The organism is Streptococcus pseudopneumoniae (genome assembly GCF_001070815.1).
Taxonomy (GTDB): Bacteria; Bacillota; Bacilli; order Lactobacillales; family Streptococcaceae; genus Streptococcus; species Streptococcus pseudopneumoniae_P.
This window is the reverse complement of record NZ_JVLX01000017.1, coordinates 13880-34406: the sequence shown is the minus strand read 5'-3', so window position 1 is coordinate 34406 and position 20527 is coordinate 13880. Positions and strand designations below refer to the sequence as shown.

Genomic DNA, 20527 nt, shown 5'->3' with positions numbered 1-20527 from the left:
ATGCTCCTTTTTCTTTTAACATTCTTACTGATTATATCACATTTAATTGGAAAATTCCTCTATTTTCCGTAATTTTAGCGATAAATCGTTTTCATAACGATTCCACCTAATTTCGCTTCTAATTCAGTGGATTTAGTCACAAAATGGTTGGGAGAAACAATCGTTTTCTGTTCCTCTTCATACCTGATGATGACTGGGATTGGGCCTTTATATTGGTCTAGAATTCTCGAGATTTCTTGATCCGAGTCATGATTTTTCACCTGAATCCAAAAGCGCTCAGCCACTGCTTCTCTTATTTCTTGTGCAATCATTTGCAGACGACCGTCACGTGACTGGACTTTCCCTTTAATATAGTAGAAGGCTCCTTCTCTTACTTCCTGCCCAACCTGTCGATATAAGTCTGAAAAGAGAGTGACATCCAATTTTTTCTTACTATCATCTACCTGTAAGAAAGCCATGTTTTCGCCCTTTTTGGTACGAATTACTTTTATTTTATGAACTTCAACCAAAATAATAGCGTAACTATTTTCTGACAAATTCCCAATTGGTGTAATCTGGTAAATAGCTTTATTTGCGATAGTTTGTAGGGGATGTTTGCTGACACCTATCCCTAAAAGCTCTTGTTCCATATAGAATTTTTCTTGTTCCGTCCAATCTTCCGATTCCTGCCAACTATAAATAGTATCTCCAAACAAACTTCCTAACTCTTTTACAAATTCAAATAGATTAACTAAATTATTGAATACTTTTTGACGATTTTTTTCAAATGAATCGAAAAGACCAACTTTTACCAAAGGTTCTAGCAGAGGAAGTTTCAGATAATTCTCAGGTAATTTAGCTATAAAATCTTCAATGTTGGAATAGGGTCTATTTTCAAGAATCAATAGAGCCAAATCCTTGCTGACTCCCTTAATCGATTTCAATCCTAGATAGATGGACTTGTTGGCAATTTTATCGTGATAGGGAATGGTGTTGATAGACAGAGGCGCCACTTCAAAGCCTGCTTCAAGTGCATCTATTAAGTAATCACTGTTGGCAGAATTCAACATAACCTGATAAAAAATGGCTGGATAATGCGTTTTGAAATAAGCCAACTGGAAGGCCAAGGCTGAGTATGCATAGGCATGAGATCTATTAAATCCATAACCTGCAAACTTCTCCATGACATCAAAGACCTGCTCTGCTTTTTCCGCAGTATGACCAGCTTCTATGGAGCCTTGAATAAAGGAAGCCCTCATCTCATGCATGGCAGAGGCATCCTTTTTCCCCATAGCTCGACGCAAAATATCGGCCTTACCAAGACTAAATCCAGCAAATCGCTGAGCAACCTGCATAACCTGCTCCTGATAGAGCATAATGCCATAAGTTGGAGCCAAAATATCCTCCAGAGCTGAATCTAGAACAGTCACTTCTTCCTGCCCATGTTTTCTAGCTACAAAATTATTGATATAATCACTAGCACCTGGTCGATTTAGGGAAGTAGTTGCTACAACATCTTCAAAACAGACTGGTTGCACACGTTTGAGCAGGCGAATAGCACCAGGTTGCTCAAATTGAAAGATACCTTTTGTATTACCAGACGCAAACAAAGCTAGGGTGTCGTTGTCTTCTAAATCGATTTCTTCAATTTTCAAGTGAATACCTTCTGATTCAGCAAGCAACTCTTGCATCTTCTGGACAAAGGTCAAATTTCGCAGTCCCAGAAAGTCCATTTTCAAAAGTCCACTTGCTTCAACTCCATGAGCATCATACTGAGTCAGTGGAATTTCATCACCATGCTTTAGTGGGATATAGTCTGTCAAATCTTGGTCACTAATCACAACACCAGCCGCATGGACAGAGGTTTGTCTTGGATAGCCCTCAATCTTGCAAGCAATTTCAAAGGCTTTTTGATATTCTAACTTACTATTGATTTGCTGACGAAACTGTAGATTGCCTTCGTAAGCTGACTTGAGATTATCACGAAAACTGATTTTCTTGGTAATTGCAGATAATTCATACTCTGGCACACCAAAACGTTTCAAGACATCTCGAAGAGCTTGCTTAGCCCCAAAGGTAGAAAAAGTAACGATTTGAGCCGCATGTTTACTGCCATATTTATTACCAACATATCTGATAAAATCTGGACGATAAATATCTGGGATATCAATATCAATATCTGGCATGGTATAGCGTTCACGATTGAGAAAACGTTCAAAAATGAGATTCTTCTCTACTGGGTCAATCCCTGTGATATCCAAAGCATAGGAAACCAAGCTACCAACTGCAGAACCCCGTCCCATTCCCATATAATAACCATTCGAACGTCCAAAACGCAACAAATCCCAGACAACCAAGAAATAATCGTCAAAGCCCATATCATGAATAACAGCCAATTCTTGGTCTAGACGGTCTTGATATTCTTCACTAGTCAACCCCTTCTGAGTAAGTCCCAATTCAGCACGTTCTCTCAACTCTTCTACTGCTGGTCTAGCAGGATTAAAGCGAGGCAGTTTCAGACTAGTATCCAAGTCATAAGAAATACCTGAAATAAGCTTTTCTAAATTGTCCAAGGCTTGCGGAAATCGTTCTAGGAATAATTTCTCTAAAGAACTTGCTGATATAAAGACATCTTGTCGTGAGCGCAAGGGAACTTCTCTGAGGGGGAGATTTTCTTTAATCGCTGTTAAAACTTGCAGAACTTCTCTATCCCTGCTTTCAAAGGCATTGACTCGATAAAGGGGTAAAATAGGATGATGAAATTCGCTGGCCAGTGTTTCTGGATAAACTCCAATATAGTAATCACAGCCTAAATTTAGCGAATCCAGTCCATCAAAATAGGGCACAATGACCGCAATATCCTCTAGATACTGAGACAGAATTGACCAAGTTTTCTCCCCCTGCATCTTGGCTGTTGAAAGTTTCATCAACTGCTGATAACCCACACTAGATAGAGCTAAAAAACGCAGATTCACATCCTTATCATCTATAAATACATTCATTTCCAGCCCTAATAAAGGATGAATGCCATATTTTTTTGTAACCTCTAGAAAGTCGAAAGCCCCATAAAGATTGTCAATATCCATCATAGCCAGATGAGTGTAGCCATATTCTTTAGCTGCTCTCACATACTTGTCTATCGAAATGACACTCTCCATAAAACTATAGACTGTTTTTGTATCTAGTTGTGCGATCAATTTACACTTCTCCTCTATTGTTCTCACTATATTATACCATTTTCAAAAAGAGAAAGAAAAGAACCTGAGATAGCAAATCTCAAGTTCTTTCTTTATCTGATTGCAAGTCAGCATCTAATGAGAATCAAAATGATTATTCTTCATCTTCTCTTTTCTTTCGAGCAATCAATCCAAATCCACTTAAGGCTCCTAGAAGTCCAAGTGCTGCAAGACTAGAGTGTGCTTCTGTACCTGTATTTGGAAGTTCACGTTGACCATCCATATACTGTGGTGTAGCAGGCTCTGCTGGTTGTTCAGGTGCCACTGGAACTACTGGTTGTTCAGGAGTCTCAGGTGTCACTGGAACAGGATTTGGTGCAGGACTAGGTTCTGGTTGAGGAGTTGGATTTGGTTGAGGTTGTGGAGTTGGTGTATTACCACCTCCGCCTCCATTGTTGCCACCACCATTATTTGGCTTAGGAACAGGGATGTACTTGATTGGCGTATCTTGAGTTGGATCTGCCGGTACAACCGGTACTTCATATCCTTTCGTTGGATCGTTTGGATCAACTGGTTTCAATGGATTTCCATTTGGATCTACAGGGATAAATCCTGGTACGTATGGTACACGTGGTCTATCTGTTCCTGGTTTCGTTGGATCTGTCGGATCGTTTGGATATGGAGTTGGTGGAACTTGTGTTTGTCCCTCTGGTAATTTTGGAATCCATGATCCAAGTTTGTCGTAAACAACTCTTTCAGTGATGTTTACACCTGCTGTTGCTTTAATATCTTTTTGAGATGATTCGATATCTCCGCCACGAGCGATATATCCATCCACTTTCGGTAACTTGTTACCATCTAAGATAGTATCATTGCCTACTACTATCCATTCACCATATGTGATATCTCCAGTTACTAGGTTCACTTTCGCAGTACGTTTGAACTTGATTGTTTCAGTGTGAGTAGCTGCGACTTCTTTTCCATTGCGATCCACATAAGTGATTGTACGAGTTGCAGTTGTTTCTGTAACCATATCTTTCACTGTTTCAGGCCATACTGGGCTGTTTGGATCTTCTGGGAATACTGGTTTACCTGGTTCTGGCGTTGATGGTGTTACTGGTTTCAGTGGGTTGTTTGGACCTACTGGTTTCGTTGGATCAGTTGGCACCTGTGGTTGATCAGGGCTATTTGGATCTGTAGGTACAATTAATGGAGTAACTTTAACGTTGAAGATTTGATCTTTATCTTTATCGTTGTCGAATACTCTATCTGTATCTGCTGAAGGGTAATCGTTGCTTGTTACAACATAACCTTTCTTAACAAGTTCTTTAATCTTGCTTTCAACATCTCCAGACTTAGTGAATTTAGATCCTGAATCTCCTTGATCTACTACTGGATCAGATACTACTTTACCATTGTTATCTACGAAGTTAGTGATAGCTTTTTGTTTATCATTTTCATAAACGATTGGTGTATCCGTACCTGGATCTGTTGGCACTGGTGGTACTTCATATCCTTTAGATGGATCTTTTGGATCCACTGGTTTCAACGGTACAAGTGGGTTAGTGTTTGGATCCACTGGTTTCGTTGGGTCTTGTGGAACTTTTGGTGTTGTTCCTGGGATATAAGGAATTACTGGTACTTTCGGACTATTTGGATCTTGTGGATCTGTTGGTTTCGTTGGACTTGGTGGTACAACTTTACCTGGATCTTGAGGATCATTATCGTAAGGCGTTGGAGTTGGTGGTGTTACACCTTCTGGTACTTTCGGTACAAGTTTTCCAACTGGTACGTATACAACTTTGATTGTTTCATCTTTAGAGTTTTCAGTTAATCCTGTAGTTTCATCTACTTCTTTTTGAGATGGATCTTTCAGAACGTATCCTGGAACTACTGGTGATGTTACTTTATCAAATGTAGTATCGTTGTTTACTGGAGTCCATTTACCATATTCGATAGTGCCTGTAACAACGTTAATCTTAGCTTCACGAGTAAATGTTACTTTGTCAGTTGCTTTGTCTGCAACTTCTTTATCTGTACCATCTTCTACATAAGTGATTTTACGAGTAACGTGTTTAGTAGTTTCAAGTTTGTTAATTAACTCTTCAGTCCATTTTGGTCCATTAGGATTATTTGGATCGATTGGTTGTCCTGGTTTTGGAGTATTTGGATCGTCTGGATTTGTTGGGTCAAATGGTTTAATTGGCTCAACGTGTGGTATTAACACTACAGTGTATTCTTGATCTTTTCCAGAATCTTTGTCAAAGTTTCCGTTATTATCTTTACCATAGTTGTTGCTTACTAGATCATATCCTTTAGCAATTAACTTAGCAATTTCTGTAGTTACTTCTGTTGCTTTCGTTAATGGCTCACCTGATTTACCAGTTTCTTCGATGTTCGTTACACCTGGAATTGGGTTCCCACTTGGATCTACGAATTTCGTTACTGCTTTTTGAGTATCTTTTTCGTAATTGATTTCAGTGTTCTCTGTAGGTGTTGTAGGTGTTGGTGGTACATATCCTTTTGTTGGATCTTCTGGATCTACTGGTTTCAGTGGGTTTCCATTTGGATCTTTTGGTGTTGTTCCTGGGATATGTGGAATCACTGGTACGCTTGGTTTATTTGGATCGTTTGGTTTTGTTGGATCGTTTGGATCTACAACTTTACCTGGATCTTTTGGATCATTTGGATATGGAATTGGATCGATTGGTGTTTCACCTTTCGGTACATTTGGCACCCATGTTCCTACTGGTACGTAAACTACTTTGATAGTTTCATCTTTAGAGTTTTCAGTTAATCCTGTAGTTTCTGCTACTACTTTTTGAGTTGCATCTTTCAGAACGTATCCTGGAGCTACTGGTGATTTCACTGCATCGAATGTAGTGTCTTTAGATGTCCAAGCTACATTAGGATCAACAATCTTACCAGTTACAACATTAACTTTCAATTCACGAGTGAATGTTACTTTGTCAGTTACATCGGCTGTAGATTTGTTTCCATCTTTATCTAAGTACTCAACTTTGCTTCCATCTTCTTTCACATAAGAAATTGTACGGTTAACATGTTTAGTTGTGTCTAATGACTTGATTAGCTCTTCAGTCCATTTTGGTCCATTTGGATTTTCTGGATCAATTGGTTGTCCTGGTTTTGGAGTATTTGGATCGTTCGGATTTGTTGGATCAAATGGTGGAACGTCTACAACTTTTGGTTTCACTGTTACAACGAAGTTTTGATCAACTTTTGTATCTTTATCGAAGTTCTTATCTGTCGCTGTTGTGAACCCGTCAGTTACTAATTCATATCCAAGTACTTTCAAGTCAGCAAGCTTATTCGCTGTTGTATAGTTAATTGTAGTTCCCGAATCACCTGTTAGTTCTTCTTTATGAAGAACTTTAGTTGTTCCTTCAACAACATATTTTACTATAGCTTTTTGAGTATCTTTTTCATACTTAATTTCAGTATTTTCAGTTGGAGTCTTAGGTGTCGGTGGTACATATCCTTTAGATGGATCTGTTGGATCAACTGGTTTCAGTGGATTTCCATTTGGATCTTTTGGTGTTGTTCCTGGGATATGTGGAATCACTGGTACACTTGGTTTGTTTGGATCGTTTGGATTTATTGGATCGTTTGGATCTACAACTTTTCCTGGATCTTTTGGATCATTTGGATATGGAATTGGATTAATTGGTGTTTCACCTTCTGGTACTTTCGGTGTCCATGTTCCAACTGGTACGTACTCTACTTTGATAGTTTCATTATCAGATTTAGGAGTTAAGCCTGTTGTTTCTGCTACTTCTTTTTGAGCTGTATTTTTCAGAACATATCCTTTAACTACTGGTGATGTTACTTTATCAAATGTAGTGTCGTTGTTAACAGCTGTCCATCCACTGTCAGTGTCAGTTGCTGGTACATCTGCTTTACCGTCACCATTTGTGTCGTATCCTACTAGAGAACCATCTTTTGGATTTACAATTGCTGTACGTTTAAAGTTTACTTTGTCAGTTACTTTTGGTGCTTCAGTTGATGATACTTCTTCATCAGTACCAGCTTTAACGTAAGTAATTGTACGAGTTACTGTCTTAATGTTGTTTAGTTTATTAAGAGCATCTTCAGTCCATTTTGGTCCGTCCGGTTTATTCGGATCGATTGGATCTCCTGGGTTAGGGTTCTTAGGATCTTCGTTAGGGTTCTTAGGATCTGTTGGAGTTACTGGAACTGGTTTAGCTACTGTTACGTAGTAAACTTGAGACACTCCGTTTTCACCTTTATCATCAACGCTATCGAATTCTCCGTCTTTTCCTGGGTATTCAGCTTGACCTGCTTTATTTGGAACTACACTGTATCCAGATTTTTCTAATTCTGTAACAATCTTAGCGACTTCACCTGCTTTAGTGAATTTAGATCCTACATCTCCTGCTTCTGCGAATGAAGTATGAACTGCATTACCATCTTCATCTACGAAGTGAACGATTGCTACTTGAGAACCATCTTTAGCATAAACAATGTTAGTGTCTTGTGTTGGATCTGTTGGTACTGGTGGTACTTTATATCCGTCTTCTGGTCTACCTGGTGTTACTGGCTCTAATGGTTTACCTGTAGATGGATTTAATGGAGTTACTCCAGGTATATGAGGAATCACTGTTGTTGGTGTTCCTGGTCTTGTTGGATCCGTTGGATCTTTTGGATATACCTTAGGTGTTGTATCAGTTCCTGGCGGTACTGTTACTCCTTCTGGTACTACTGGTACATATGAACCAAGTTTCTTATACACTACTACTTCTGTAATATCTCCTGCAGTCTCTGTTACTTCTTTAGCTGGTACAGTTGCTCTGTCCACAATGTAACCGTCGATTGCTGGTGATGTTACTTCTTCGAATGATTGTTTATCTGGAGTCCAGTTTCCAAATGTAATCTTACCTGTTACAGGGTTGATTGTTGCTGAACGTTTGAATGTTAATGTTTTCTCTTTCTTGTCAGCTACATCTGTAAGTTTATCCGCTGGTACTTCTGTTCCATCTGAGTAGATGTACTTGATTGTACGTTTAACGTCTTCTTGAAGTCCGTTTTCTAACTCTTTGATTAACTCTGGTGTCCATTTTGGTCCGTCTGGATTTTGTGGATTGATTGGAGTATTTGGAGTTGGTGTTTCATTATCTGGACTTACTGGGATTTCTTTAACAGTTACTAACACTTTGTACTCTTGGTTTGTAGTTGCATCTGCATCAAATGTTCCGTTTTCTGGATATCCATTTTCTACTACTGTGTATCCTTTAGCTTTCAATGCGTTGATTGTGTCTGTTACTGATTGTCCTTTTGTGAAGGCTTTTCCTGTATCTCCTGTATCAACGATTGATTTCGCTACTGCACCTTTTTCAGTCTTATCAGTTTCGCTGTTTACTTCGATGAAGTGAACTACTGCTACTTGTGATCCGTCTTTAACATACGTGATTGTAGTATTTTGAGTTGGATCTTTAGGTACTGGTGGTAAGTCGTATCCACCATTTGGATTTTTCGTTAATGGTGTTCCGTCTGGTCCTACTGGAGTTGTTCCAGGGATTTCAGGAATCGTTGTTGTTGTAGTTGGAGTTCCTGGTTTTGTTGGATCTTCTGGAGTCGCATTTGGATATGGTTTTGGTGTCTTATCGAAGTCCGCTGGAGGTGTTACACCTGCTGGAACTACTGGCACGTATGAACCAAGTTTGCGGTAGATAATTGTTTCCTCTGTATCTTTATCTGTCGCTCCTACATTAGCATTTGCTGTGGATGTTTTCGCTGAAGCAATGTATCCATCTTTAGCTGGAGTTGTTACTGCAGTAAATTCTTTCGTTTCTGGTGTCCATTTACCATATTCAAGGATTGCTCCTGTTACAGAATCAATATTAGCAGTACGTGTAAATGTTACTTTTTGAACGTTGTCTGCAATTCCTGCATCTGATCCATCTTCAAGTTTGTAGTGAACTGTGTGAGTTACTTCTTCGATTAATCCTAATTCTTTCAACGTACGTTTCTTAGGATCGTTTTCTACTACTTTATTTGGATCTGGATTTTCACCTGGCGTTACTGGGTTTGGATCAACGTTTGTTGTTGAAGGGTTGTACACTACTGTTTCAACGATATCTTCATCTGTTGCTGTTACACCTGTTTTCTCAGCTACTTTTTCTACTGTTGGTGTGTAGTTCGTTACTGAAGGCGAGACTTTCTCAGCGAATTTATCACCATTTACTGGTGTCCATGGAGCTGCTTCTTTCGTAGTTGCATTCCCATCGTTATCTAAGTAAGTTACTTCTCCAGTTACAGCATTGATTTTCGCTTTACGTGTGAATGTTAATGTTTCTTTAACTGTGTCTGCAGCTTTAGAACCATCATTCTTCACGTAGTTGATTGTACGTGTAACTTCTTCTACTAATCCTAATTCTCCGTAAGTACGTCCTTTTGGATCGTTTGGTACTTTATCTTCTGGTTTTGGCGTTACTGAAGTTTCAGGATCACGCGGTTTGTTTGGATTTGTTGGATCTGTTGGATCAACTGGTTCATTGTTTGGATTTACTGGTTTAGTAGGAACTACTGGGAGTTCTTTAGCTTTGAACGTTACAGTAAATTCTTGGTTAGTTGCTGAATCCTTATCGAACACTTTATCTGTTGCTTCTGTTGGATATGGTTTTTCATTGTTTTTGTTTTCAACTTTTTCATAACCACGAGCTAAGATAGCGTTGATTGTTGCTGTTACATCTCCATCTTTCGTGAAGTTTGTACCTTCATCACCTGAGTCTACTACAGATGGTGCTAATCCATTTCCATCAACATCTACGAATTTCGTAATTGCTAATTGTGAACCATTCTTCACGTACACGATTGGTGTATCTTGAGTTGGATCTGTTGGAAGATCTGGAACTTTGTATCCGCCATTTGGATCTTTTTCTAATGGTTTACCATTTGGTCCATATGGTGTGTACCCTGGTACTTCAGGAATTACTGGAGTTGTTGGTCCATTAGGTTGAGTTGGATCCGTTGGTTTTGGTGGGTCTGGTTTTAATACTCCACTTGGATCTTGTGGATTATTTGGATATGGTGTATCAGTTGCTGGTGTTAACGGGTTAACTCCTGCAGGGATTTGCGGTTTAATACTTCCTGCTTTCTTATAAACAACTTTATGAGCGATATCTTTATCAGTTGCTACTACTGTTTCACCTGTAATTGTTTTTTGATTAGAATCTAACAATACGTAAGTATCAATTACTGGAGAGTTCACAGTATTGAATGTATCTGTTGTTGCTGGAGTCCATGGAGCTGCTTCTTTAGTAGTTGCATTTCCATTAGCGTCTAAGTAAGTCACTTCTCCAGTTACAGCATTAATTTTTGCATTACGTGTGAATGTTAGAGTCTTAGTTCTTTCATCTTTTGCAGTTCCAAGTTTGTCTTCTTCAACTTTTGTTCCATTATCATATACGTAATCGATTGTACGAGTAACTTGTTCAACCAATCCTAGTTCACCGTAAGTACGTCCTTTAGGATCGTTTGGTACTGGATCTGTTGGTTTTGGTGTTACCGTAGTTTCTGGATCACGTGGTTTGTTTGGAGTTGTTGGATCTGTTGGGTCAACTGGCTTGTCGTTTTTATCTACTGGTTTAGTTGGTACGACTGGAAGTTCTTTCGCTTTAACAATTACATAGTATTGTTGGCTAGGTACTTTCTCATCAGTTGCTCCTGTAGCTTTATCACTTACAGCGTCAAATTTACGGTCTGCTTCTTTGTAGAATCCTTCTTTATCTGTTGTGTAAAGTGCATCTGTTGGAGCTACTACTTCATATCCTTTAGCTTCTAACGCAGCTTTAACTTTATCTACATTAGATTTACTAATTTCTTTTCCTGTATCTCCAGTTTCAACTACTGATTCATTTACTGAATTACCTTTTTCATCTACAAAGTGTACTACCGCAACTTGTGATCCATCTTTAACGTAGATAATTGATGTATCTTTCGTTGGATCTGTTGGTGTTGGTGGTACGTATCCTTTACTTAGATCGTTTGAATCAACTGGTTTCAATGGTTTTCCATCTGGTCCTACTGGTGTAGTTCCTGGGATTTGTGGAACGATTGGTGTTGTTGTTCCTGGTACCACTGGGTTCGTTGGATCTGGATCTTTAACTTTTGAACCATCTTGTGGATCATTGTTATAAGGTTTTGGATCTACGTTTGTATTTGCAGGAGGTGTGATTCCATCTGGAATTACTGGTACATATTTACCTACTGTTTTGTAGACTACATTTTCAGTAATATCTTTATCAGTTGCTTTAACGTCAGTTACATCTTTCTTAGAACCTTCTACATCACCAGTTGCAACATATCCTGCTACTACTGGTAAATCAGCTTTACCTTCTAATGTAGTGTCGTTATTATCAGCCACCCAATCTCCGTAAGTGAATTCTTTTGTAACTGGATCGATTGTTACTGGACGTTTGAATGTTACTGAATTTGTAACTGTATCAGCCGCTGTTTGACCTGCTTTAGCTGCATCTTCAGCTTTTAGTTCGCTTGTTTCAGTAGAGTATTTGTACGTAATTGTACGTGTTACTGTTTCTTCACGAGCAGCTCTTAACTTATCAATCAACTCTTTAGTCCATTTTGGTCCTTCTGGATTGTTTGGATCAATTGGTTTATTTGGTTGAATTGGGTTATCAGCTGGTGTATTTGGATCTTCTGGATCTGGAACTTTCGCATCTGGTGTAATCGTTACTGGTTTAGCTTTCTTGTACACTACAACTTCTTCGAAGTCTTTATCTGTAGCTGTTACAGTCTTAGCTGGTACATTCGCTGTTGTTGGAGTTACTCCTGCAACTGCTGCTATGTAGTTTTCGATAATTGGTGAAGTTACTGCATCGAATGTTTGATCTGCTGACCAATCTCCGTAAGTAATTTCTCCTGTTACTACATTAATCTTACCTGGACGAGTGAATTTAAGTGTCTTAACTTTCTTATCCGCTACATCTGCAAGTTTGTCTGCTGGTACTTCTGTTCCATCTTCGTAAACATACTTAATTGTACGAGTTACTTCTTCTTGAACTTTTACAGCTTTGATTAAGTCTTCAGTCCATTTCGGTCCTGATGGATTTGATGGATCGATTGGTATTACACCTGGAGTTGGTTTTGGATTATCGTTACTTACTGGTTTAGTTGGATCAAATGATGGAATATCCACTACTTTAGCTTTAACTTTAACAACAAATTCTTGATCTTTCTTAGGATCATTATCAAATGTTGTATTGCTTACACCAGTTCCTGGATTTTCGAATCCATCAGATACTAATGTATAACCTTTATCTTCTAGTTTCTTAATAGCTGCTTTTACTGCCGCTGTGTTAAGGGTTGCGAAGTTATCACCTGTTTTACCAATTTCCACTAAGTCTTCAGCTACACCTGGTGTAATTACAGTATCAGGATTATTAGCGTCTACTTCTACAAACTTAACTATTGCACGTTGTTCACCTTGTTCATAGAATACATCTACTTCGTAATCATCCGCTAATGGGTCAATTGCATCAGTTTTATCAATCGCTACTTTATCTGCTAAGTAACCAGTGATAGTTGGTGATGTTACATGGTTGAACGCATTATCAGATTGTTTTTCAGCTTCAGATAATTGTTCGTTTGTTGGTAAGTTCGTTGCTGAACTTCCTAGAGCTTTCCATTCTCCAAAGCTCACAGCTGCTACCTTATTCTTGTCTGGAGTTTCTTTCTTAGATTCCTCTTTAACTTTAGCAATTACTGCATCATAATATGCTTGACGAGCTGCTTCCTTAGCTGCTTGAGTAGTGTTAGCACGATCTTGAATTGCTTGATTCTTAACTGCTTCTGCTACTTTCGCATCATTTAATGCTTCTTTTTCATCTTTAGCATCTGTAAATGCTTTTTGCGCTGCTGTTGCATTTACTGCTGCTGTTTTTGCTAGTGCTATTGCATCTGTAAACTTAGTTAACGCTGCATTCTTATCAGCATCAGAAGCATTGTTATCTTTCACTTTGGCTTCATATTCTGCTTTAGCTGCTGCTACTTTCGCATTTTCTGCTTCTAGAGCTTTTTGCGTAGTGATTACTGCTTTAGCTAAATCTGAGTTAGCTGCTGCTAGGTAGTTTGTTCTAGCTGTATTACGAGCTGCTAATGCATTATCGTAAGCTGTTTGCGCTGCTTGTAAAGCTGCTTCTACTACCGCTTTAGCATCTTTCTGAGCTTGTGTAGATTCACTTGTAATAACTAATGAATTGTTTGCTTTCTTAGCATCTGCTAATGCTTTTTCAGTTGTTGTAACATCCTTATCTGCTGTTGCTAATGCTTGCGCTGTAGTAGAATCTTCTTTAACTTTTTCTGCTGCTGCATTGTATTGTTTTTCTACCTCAGCATACTTAGCTTGCGCTGCTTGTTTTTCTTCAGGAGTAGCTTTAGTATTTTCTGCATTGAATGTAGCTGTATCTTCTGGGAAGGCAGCTGCTGCTAACGCCATATCGATAGTGATGTTACGTGTGAAGTTCAATGTTTCTGTTACAGATTCTGCTGCTTTTGAACCATCTTTTTTGTATTTATAGTTAATTGTACGTGTTACATCAGCTCTTTCAGTCTTAGCTCCTGTATCACGTTTGTGTCCTAAGAATACATAGAATGTTTGGTTTTGTGCTTTTTCACCTGCATTTACTGAATCTGCTACTGACTCTTCGTCGAATTTACGTCCACCGACGATACGATTTCCATCATCATCATTTGTGAATCCATCACGTTTTAATTCGTATCCCATAGCTTCATATTTCGCAATAGTTGCTGCTGTTGAGTACTTGATACGAGTTGCTGAATCACCGTAAAGTGTTTCATCTTTTGTGATTGTATCTGTCGCTGATTTATTAGCTTCTAATGTTGAACCTGTATGTGTTTCTAATACACCTTGGTCTGCATTATTTGCAGCATCCATATCGATATATACAACACGAGCTACTTGTTTATCAGCTTTATAGTATACATAAACATCAAAATCATCTTTGTTGTCTGCACGTACTGCTGATACCATTGGTTCATAAGCACCTACGTCTTGAGTATTCACTTTACCATCTTTAATAGTTGGTGTATATACTCCTACAGGAGTTTGATTTGATGAACGTACATGAGATTGTACTCCATTTTTCTCACTCTTCGTATATTCGCCTTCTGGTAATTGTACCTCTGCTGTATAACCTTTTAATGTTGGAGAAATGATATCCGTAAAGTGATCATTTTCTGGGTTAATTGCTTTCCATGCGCCAACGATTACTGTTCCAGCTGGTAATTGTGTTCCAGCTTTAACAACATCTCCAGCTTTTAATTTAGTTACTGTAGTAGCTTCTTTAACGACTTGGTCACCTTTACGAACAACAGTAATTGGACTTTCTAAAGTCATAGCTGATGCTACTGTGATATCTTTTTCAGTTTGTCCATCTTGAGACATAACAATGTAATCACGGTTATATGTTAATGTTTGTTCGTTTGTAACTGGTTTACCGTCGATTGTTAAGATTGGTGTTTTATCTTTAGCAGCTGTAGATGTATCACCTTCGTAAACATAGTGAATCTTACGTGTGATAGTAGCTGTTAAGTTCGGAGTTACTGTTGGTGTGTATTTCGCATAACCGTAGTCAGTTCCGTAACGTCTAGTAACCTTATCTGGATCTGCCACTGTTGGATAGTCAACATCGGGTTGTCTTAATGTTACTCCAGTACCTACACCTACGAAGCTTGGATGTGGAGTGAAGACAACTGTTGCATCTTCGTAAACTGTTTCACCTTTTTCATTTGTAGTTGTCTTAGGAACTAATGTATAAGTCCCTTCATTTTCAATGACGATTTCATTTGCCGTTACTTTAGTATAACGACGAGCTACAGTCGTTACTTCTCCAGTTTGTGGATTTACGTGTGTTGCTTTTGGAAGTTTAACGTTCATTAAATCAACCGCAGCACCATGACTAATTGTACCTTTAGGTATCACATCATTATTGTTAGTATATGTTACACCATTAAATGTTATTGAATCACCTTTATCTTTTAACAATTGGTCAATTGTAATTTCATTAGCTAAAGTAACATCTGTAGAAGTACGTTTCCCTGGAATTGTATCTCCTGTGTGGTACGTCATTGTCCATTCTGTACGTTGAGTTCCACCTTGAACTGGTAATGGAGTAACAAGAACGTCACCTTTTTTAAGTTTTTCACCTTTAGGAACTACAACTTCTGAGCCATTACGATTAACTGTAATATCAATAGGTGCTGTTGGTTCAGATCCTGTTAGAATAGCACCTTTAGGTACAGTCCCCCCACCATAGTTAACTTTATTAACTGTAATGTTACCTGTTCCAGTTACAGTATATGCTTTATTTTGATCAAATACTACTGTTCCAGCAGGTAATTTATCAACAGGTTTAAATGTTGCAGTACCACCGTCTTCATATGTGACAACTGTTTCTTCTGTTACTTTTGTATCTTCTGTGTAAACTTTTCCAGGTATAGCTTGAACAGTCGAGAATTCAATAGGTTTAGATTTATCAATCAGAACGTGTGCTTTATCAATTCTAGCTCCATCAATCGTTTCATTGTTAATAGATTCTACTGTACCGTGATCTGGGATTTTCGGTGATGCTTTTTGCTTTTTCCCTTGTTCATCGATAGTTGTTTCATCTTTACCTACCGGTTTAATATCGATTACAGTTGGTATATAGACTGTATCCATTGATTTAGCCTTATTGACATTTTCATTTACGTTTCCGTTAATTCTATCCTTATCTGCTAAGTTAGGTTGGTTATTAGATGCTGCAATTGTTTCTGGTGTTGCTTCCCATCCAGTAGAACTATTATTGTCATCCCATGCACGGATAGCAATACCTGTTGCAGTACCTACATAACCTAATTCTGGCTTAAATGTTACAGTTGTTTCATAGTAATTTGCATCTGTTAATTTATTTGCACCTTTGTTTTCAGGATTAATTTTATATGTCCCTACTTTATTACCTACTTTATCATATTCATTATACTCAGTCATTAAATACTCAGTCTTGTTATTGTTAGGGTTTACTACTTTAAGCGCTGTTCCTAATAAGTTACCTTTTGCATCTTTAACTGTTACAAATTTCCCTGAGTAGACTGTAACATCATTTTTCTCTACGAAGATTGTTCCATCTGCGCCTTTACGATAGTTAGATGGCAATTCTGGTAAGTTTGCATCTGCAACGGCTTCTTCTGAAGCTACAATCTTATCTGTTAATACAATTTTAGGTGATAGACTAGTGTTATTAATTTGCACCCAGTTTTGATAGTTAGATTCACGTGATTTACCATTTGCAATGAACATTGCATTTGTAGGAATTTTAATTTTTTGTTCTACTCCTTGGTAATCTTTAGTAGTGTGTCTTGTTCCACGAGGATAGTGAATTACGTGTGTTTGGAAGTCTTCAACCTCACCACTAGCCTCAACTCCTGTTGGTGATGCTAATTGTTTATCTTCCTGTCCTTTATCATTTTTAACTGGTAAAGCTATTCTTAATCGAATACCTACTTTATCAATAGACGTATCTAATAGCTGTGGAATATTTTTGAATCGAATATTATAAGTCTTTTTATCTGGTGTAACTTCAATTAATTCAGACTCTTCATAACTATCGAACTTACCATTCCCGTCAAAGTCTACCCACCCACGTAGATAAGCTTTTTCATTAAATTGACCTGGATTTGCTCGAACACCATATAATACATATTCTGTATCAGAAGCTTGACGAAGTGTATACTCTTTTCTACCAATTTTTTCACCATTATCATCTAATGCTTCAGGATCAACAAGTTGATCTAATCCTTCATCTGGAAGAGAACCAAGACCAAGCATACGTGTTGCATGATTATATACACCTGTTACTGGTGTACCTGTTCTTTCATCCATTGCTGTAAGAATTTCTCCTTGTTTAACAGCAATTTGTTCTCCATTATCTTTACGAATAACTGCATTACCTGATGAAGTGATTAAGAACACACCTTCTTCACCTTTTTGGTTAATAACTCGTTTTCTCTCACTATCATTTGCTGCTTCAGCCCCAATTGACATTTCATGATATTTTTCAGAATGAACTAAGTCATCTAAAGTCCATGCACCTGAAGGTTCATTCACTGAAGTACGGAAGTCTACGTCTGCTTTTTGGTTTCCAATAAATGGTTGCGTAGCAGTTACCTCACGACCGTTTACTGTTTTGTTAAAGTTACCAATAATGTGTTGTGCAGAACCGTAAGATGCTGGAGCATCTCCTCCATCATAAATGATAAAACCAATAACTCCAGATACAGAACTTGATGAGTTACCATAGAATGAAAGGTTTTTTACATCTTGAGATAAAGCAATAGGCAATCTATTTTTTGAACTAAACGCTGTAATGTTAGAACCAAATAGTTTAGAACCATACACTTCTGAAGTAGTCGCCCATTCGTTTGGATTATATCCATAACGGCTAAAATCTCCGATATCTCCTGCATTCGCTACTCTAGGTGGATTTTTAGTAAGTTTTTCAAACACCATTCCCTTATCACGATTACCTGGAGTCCACTCTTCGAATAGGTAACCACTAGACCCTACAAGAGAGTGACCATATGCATCTTTTGTTATCTCTTGACGTACACCATTTACTGTTCCATATAATTTTGTCTTTTTCCAGCCATTTCTAGTATCTTCAGGAGTATCTGATACGAATTCTGGATTCGTTACTCCAGCTGGTAATACAATTGTTTCTAAACCGGCAGTAGCATGATTAAACCCTAAATAGATATCTCTTCCTTCAGCATCAACTAATTGACGGTTGCCATCAGAAAGTTCTTTAAACATACCTTCTTTTGTAGTCGTTGATACTGCTCCAGTTTTGTCATAGACATAAGGATTACCTGAATCATCTAATGCTAATGCTTTATTTTTTTCTGAAACAACAACTTTATAACCATCCGCAGATGTTAGATAGTAACGAGTGTATGAATTTGCCCCTTCTTGAACTTTTTCTTCTTGGAGTTGTTTCGTTCTATTGATAATAATAGGGTTTCCTTTACTGTCAAGGTATACATTCCCGTTTTTATCTGTTACTACTAAATTACCATTTGCCGCTTCAACAACTCTTTTATTTGCATCAACTTGACGGTTATCCCAGTGTAACTCCATAAGTTCAGACCAGTTTGTTCCATCTGTTTCAAATTGTGAAAACTCACGGTTACCTGATTCATCTCCGTCAGCTACAATAGCATTAACTGCTACTGGTACACCATTAAATGTTGCACCAACCGATAATGTCACCCCGAAGTTTGAGTTGTCGCGTGAAGATGTGAAAGCAACAAGACCTTCGCGTTTTTCCCCAGTAGGTTTAAAATCTGAATCGTCATCTCTAAACTCTCTATGAGCTGTAGAAATACCAGCTTTATCTAAATAACTATAATCTTTATTAATAGTAGTTAATAAAACATCTACTCCACGACCACCACCATCTGGACCATTTACAATTTTAGATAGATTGTTAACTTCACCTGTTTTATCGTCTTTAATAATTTGACCGGTAGGATGTTTAGTGTCATAACGTAGAGTATTCCCTGTGTAACCCTTATCTTTACCTACATTTGTTTTAACATCTTTTGGACCAAGTTTAGCAACTGTCGCAACAAGATTGTATCCTTCTACTTTAGTCGGAACGTTGAATCTCATCCCTTCTTGAAGGGCTTCATATATTTCCCCACCATTTTGTGTCTTACCATCGTGGTACAAGTGTTGCTCATATTTTGCAATCCCCATTTTTAGAAAAGCATCTTCAGTAGAGTTGATTTTTGTTCCTTTTACATAAGTAAAACCATCTACTACGTAGTCTTTCCCTAATGTTACTTCACGGTACATCGTGAATTTACCAGAAAACGTACGACCTGTAGAACCTGTTGCTGCTGTTAATGTTTTATTAATTGGAGTATCTAAATATTTAACACGAGATGCTGTAGATCCATCTGTATAAGTGATTTTCGCTGTAGCAAAATCGAACCAGTTGATAGAATCAGATAATTGTTCAAGGTTCTTAGCTCCTGCTGTAGAAGTTACTACACGTCCTGATTCAAAAGTTACACTTGGACTTCCATCCGCGTATTTAATTGTTACTCCACCAGCATTTCCATTTGCCCCAGTTTTAGAAACTATAATCTCATCATCAAAAGTTAACCCTGGATTAGCGTTACGCACGTTTTTAATAATTGTTAACACTTCTTCTTCATCAAGAGCCATAGGATTTTGGATAACAGTAAGCTCTTTTGGCGGATTATTTCTAGCACCAGTTGTCGTTGTAGCAGTACCATCTAATAATCCTTCGATTTTACCGTTGTGTCCTGCACGTTTCATCTCAGCATAAACTGCTTCGATAGCTGATGAGATACGTTGGAGTTGGGCATCCAATTCTTGCTTAGTGATTTCTCCAGCAGCAAGGGCTTTCTTAGATGCTTCGATTTGGACTTTAGCTGAAGCTACTGCGGTTGCGATTGCTTCTTTTCCAGCTTTATCTTCTGCCTTTTTATCCGCAAAATTTGAGGCAGTTGTGTTCAATACTTCTGCTTCAGATGTCAACTGTTCAAGGACAGTTTTAGTAGCAGTAATTGGATTTTCTGCTTTCTTTTCATCCTTTTTATCAGCTTTTTCATCAACTGCTTTATCAGCTTTTTTGTCAGTTGAAGGAGCAGTTAGTGTTGCTTTTTCTTTGTCAGCTGCTTCTGTTTTTTCAGTTGTAGCTGTCTCAGCTACTTTTTCATCTTTCTTAGATGCTTCAGCAGCTAATTTTGCAACTTCCTCATCACTCAAGGTTGGCTTTTCTACTACAGCCGCTTCTGTCGTAGCAGAAAGAGCTGGTGTCGTCACATTTGCGACATTCTCACTTACCTTATCATCTTTTGGAGCAGATGCCACAGCTTCTGTTTTATTTTCAGTAGCTGTTTCTTCTGCTTTGGCAGTCGTTTGGGCAGCACCCAAAATCAAGGCTGTCCCCAACAGCACACTCGCAGCACCAAAATGATACTTACGAATAGAGAAACGTTGGCTCAAGCCATACCAATCAAAAGATTTATTTTTTTGTCTTTTTGATTTATACATAATGTTCACTTTCCACATTTTTTTATGTAATTTCGAATTACAATTATATAGTATATATTTTATCACAAAAACGCTATCAGTTCAAGAAAGAAATAATTATATATATATATATATATATATATATATCGTTTTTTGATATTGTTTATATTTATATACTATTTTGTTTTTGACTTTATCTTGGTATTTTTTTTGCTTTTTTGATATAATAAATTAAAGTATAATTTTACTG

Annotated in this window: 2 protein-coding genes; both read right to left on the bottom strand. The window is 37.9% G+C overall.

Annotated features, from left to right (window positions below; all coding sequences use genetic code 11):
* Positions 1 to 74: 74 nt before the first annotated feature.
* Positions 75 to 3176 (bottom strand): DNA polymerase III subunit alpha, encoded by a 3102-nt coding sequence (locus ADG81_RS01795; RefSeq protein WP_049550728.1) that lies wholly within the window; start codon positions 3174 to 3176, stop codon positions 75 to 77.
* A 133-nt stretch (positions 3177 to 3309) separates the two neighbouring features.
* Complete coding sequence (locus ADG81_RS01790; protein ID WP_049550727.1) at positions 3310 to 20298, bottom strand: mucin-binding protein; 16989 nt, start codon at positions 20296 to 20298, stop codon at positions 3310 to 3312.
* Positions 20299 to 20527: the final 229 nt, after the last annotated feature.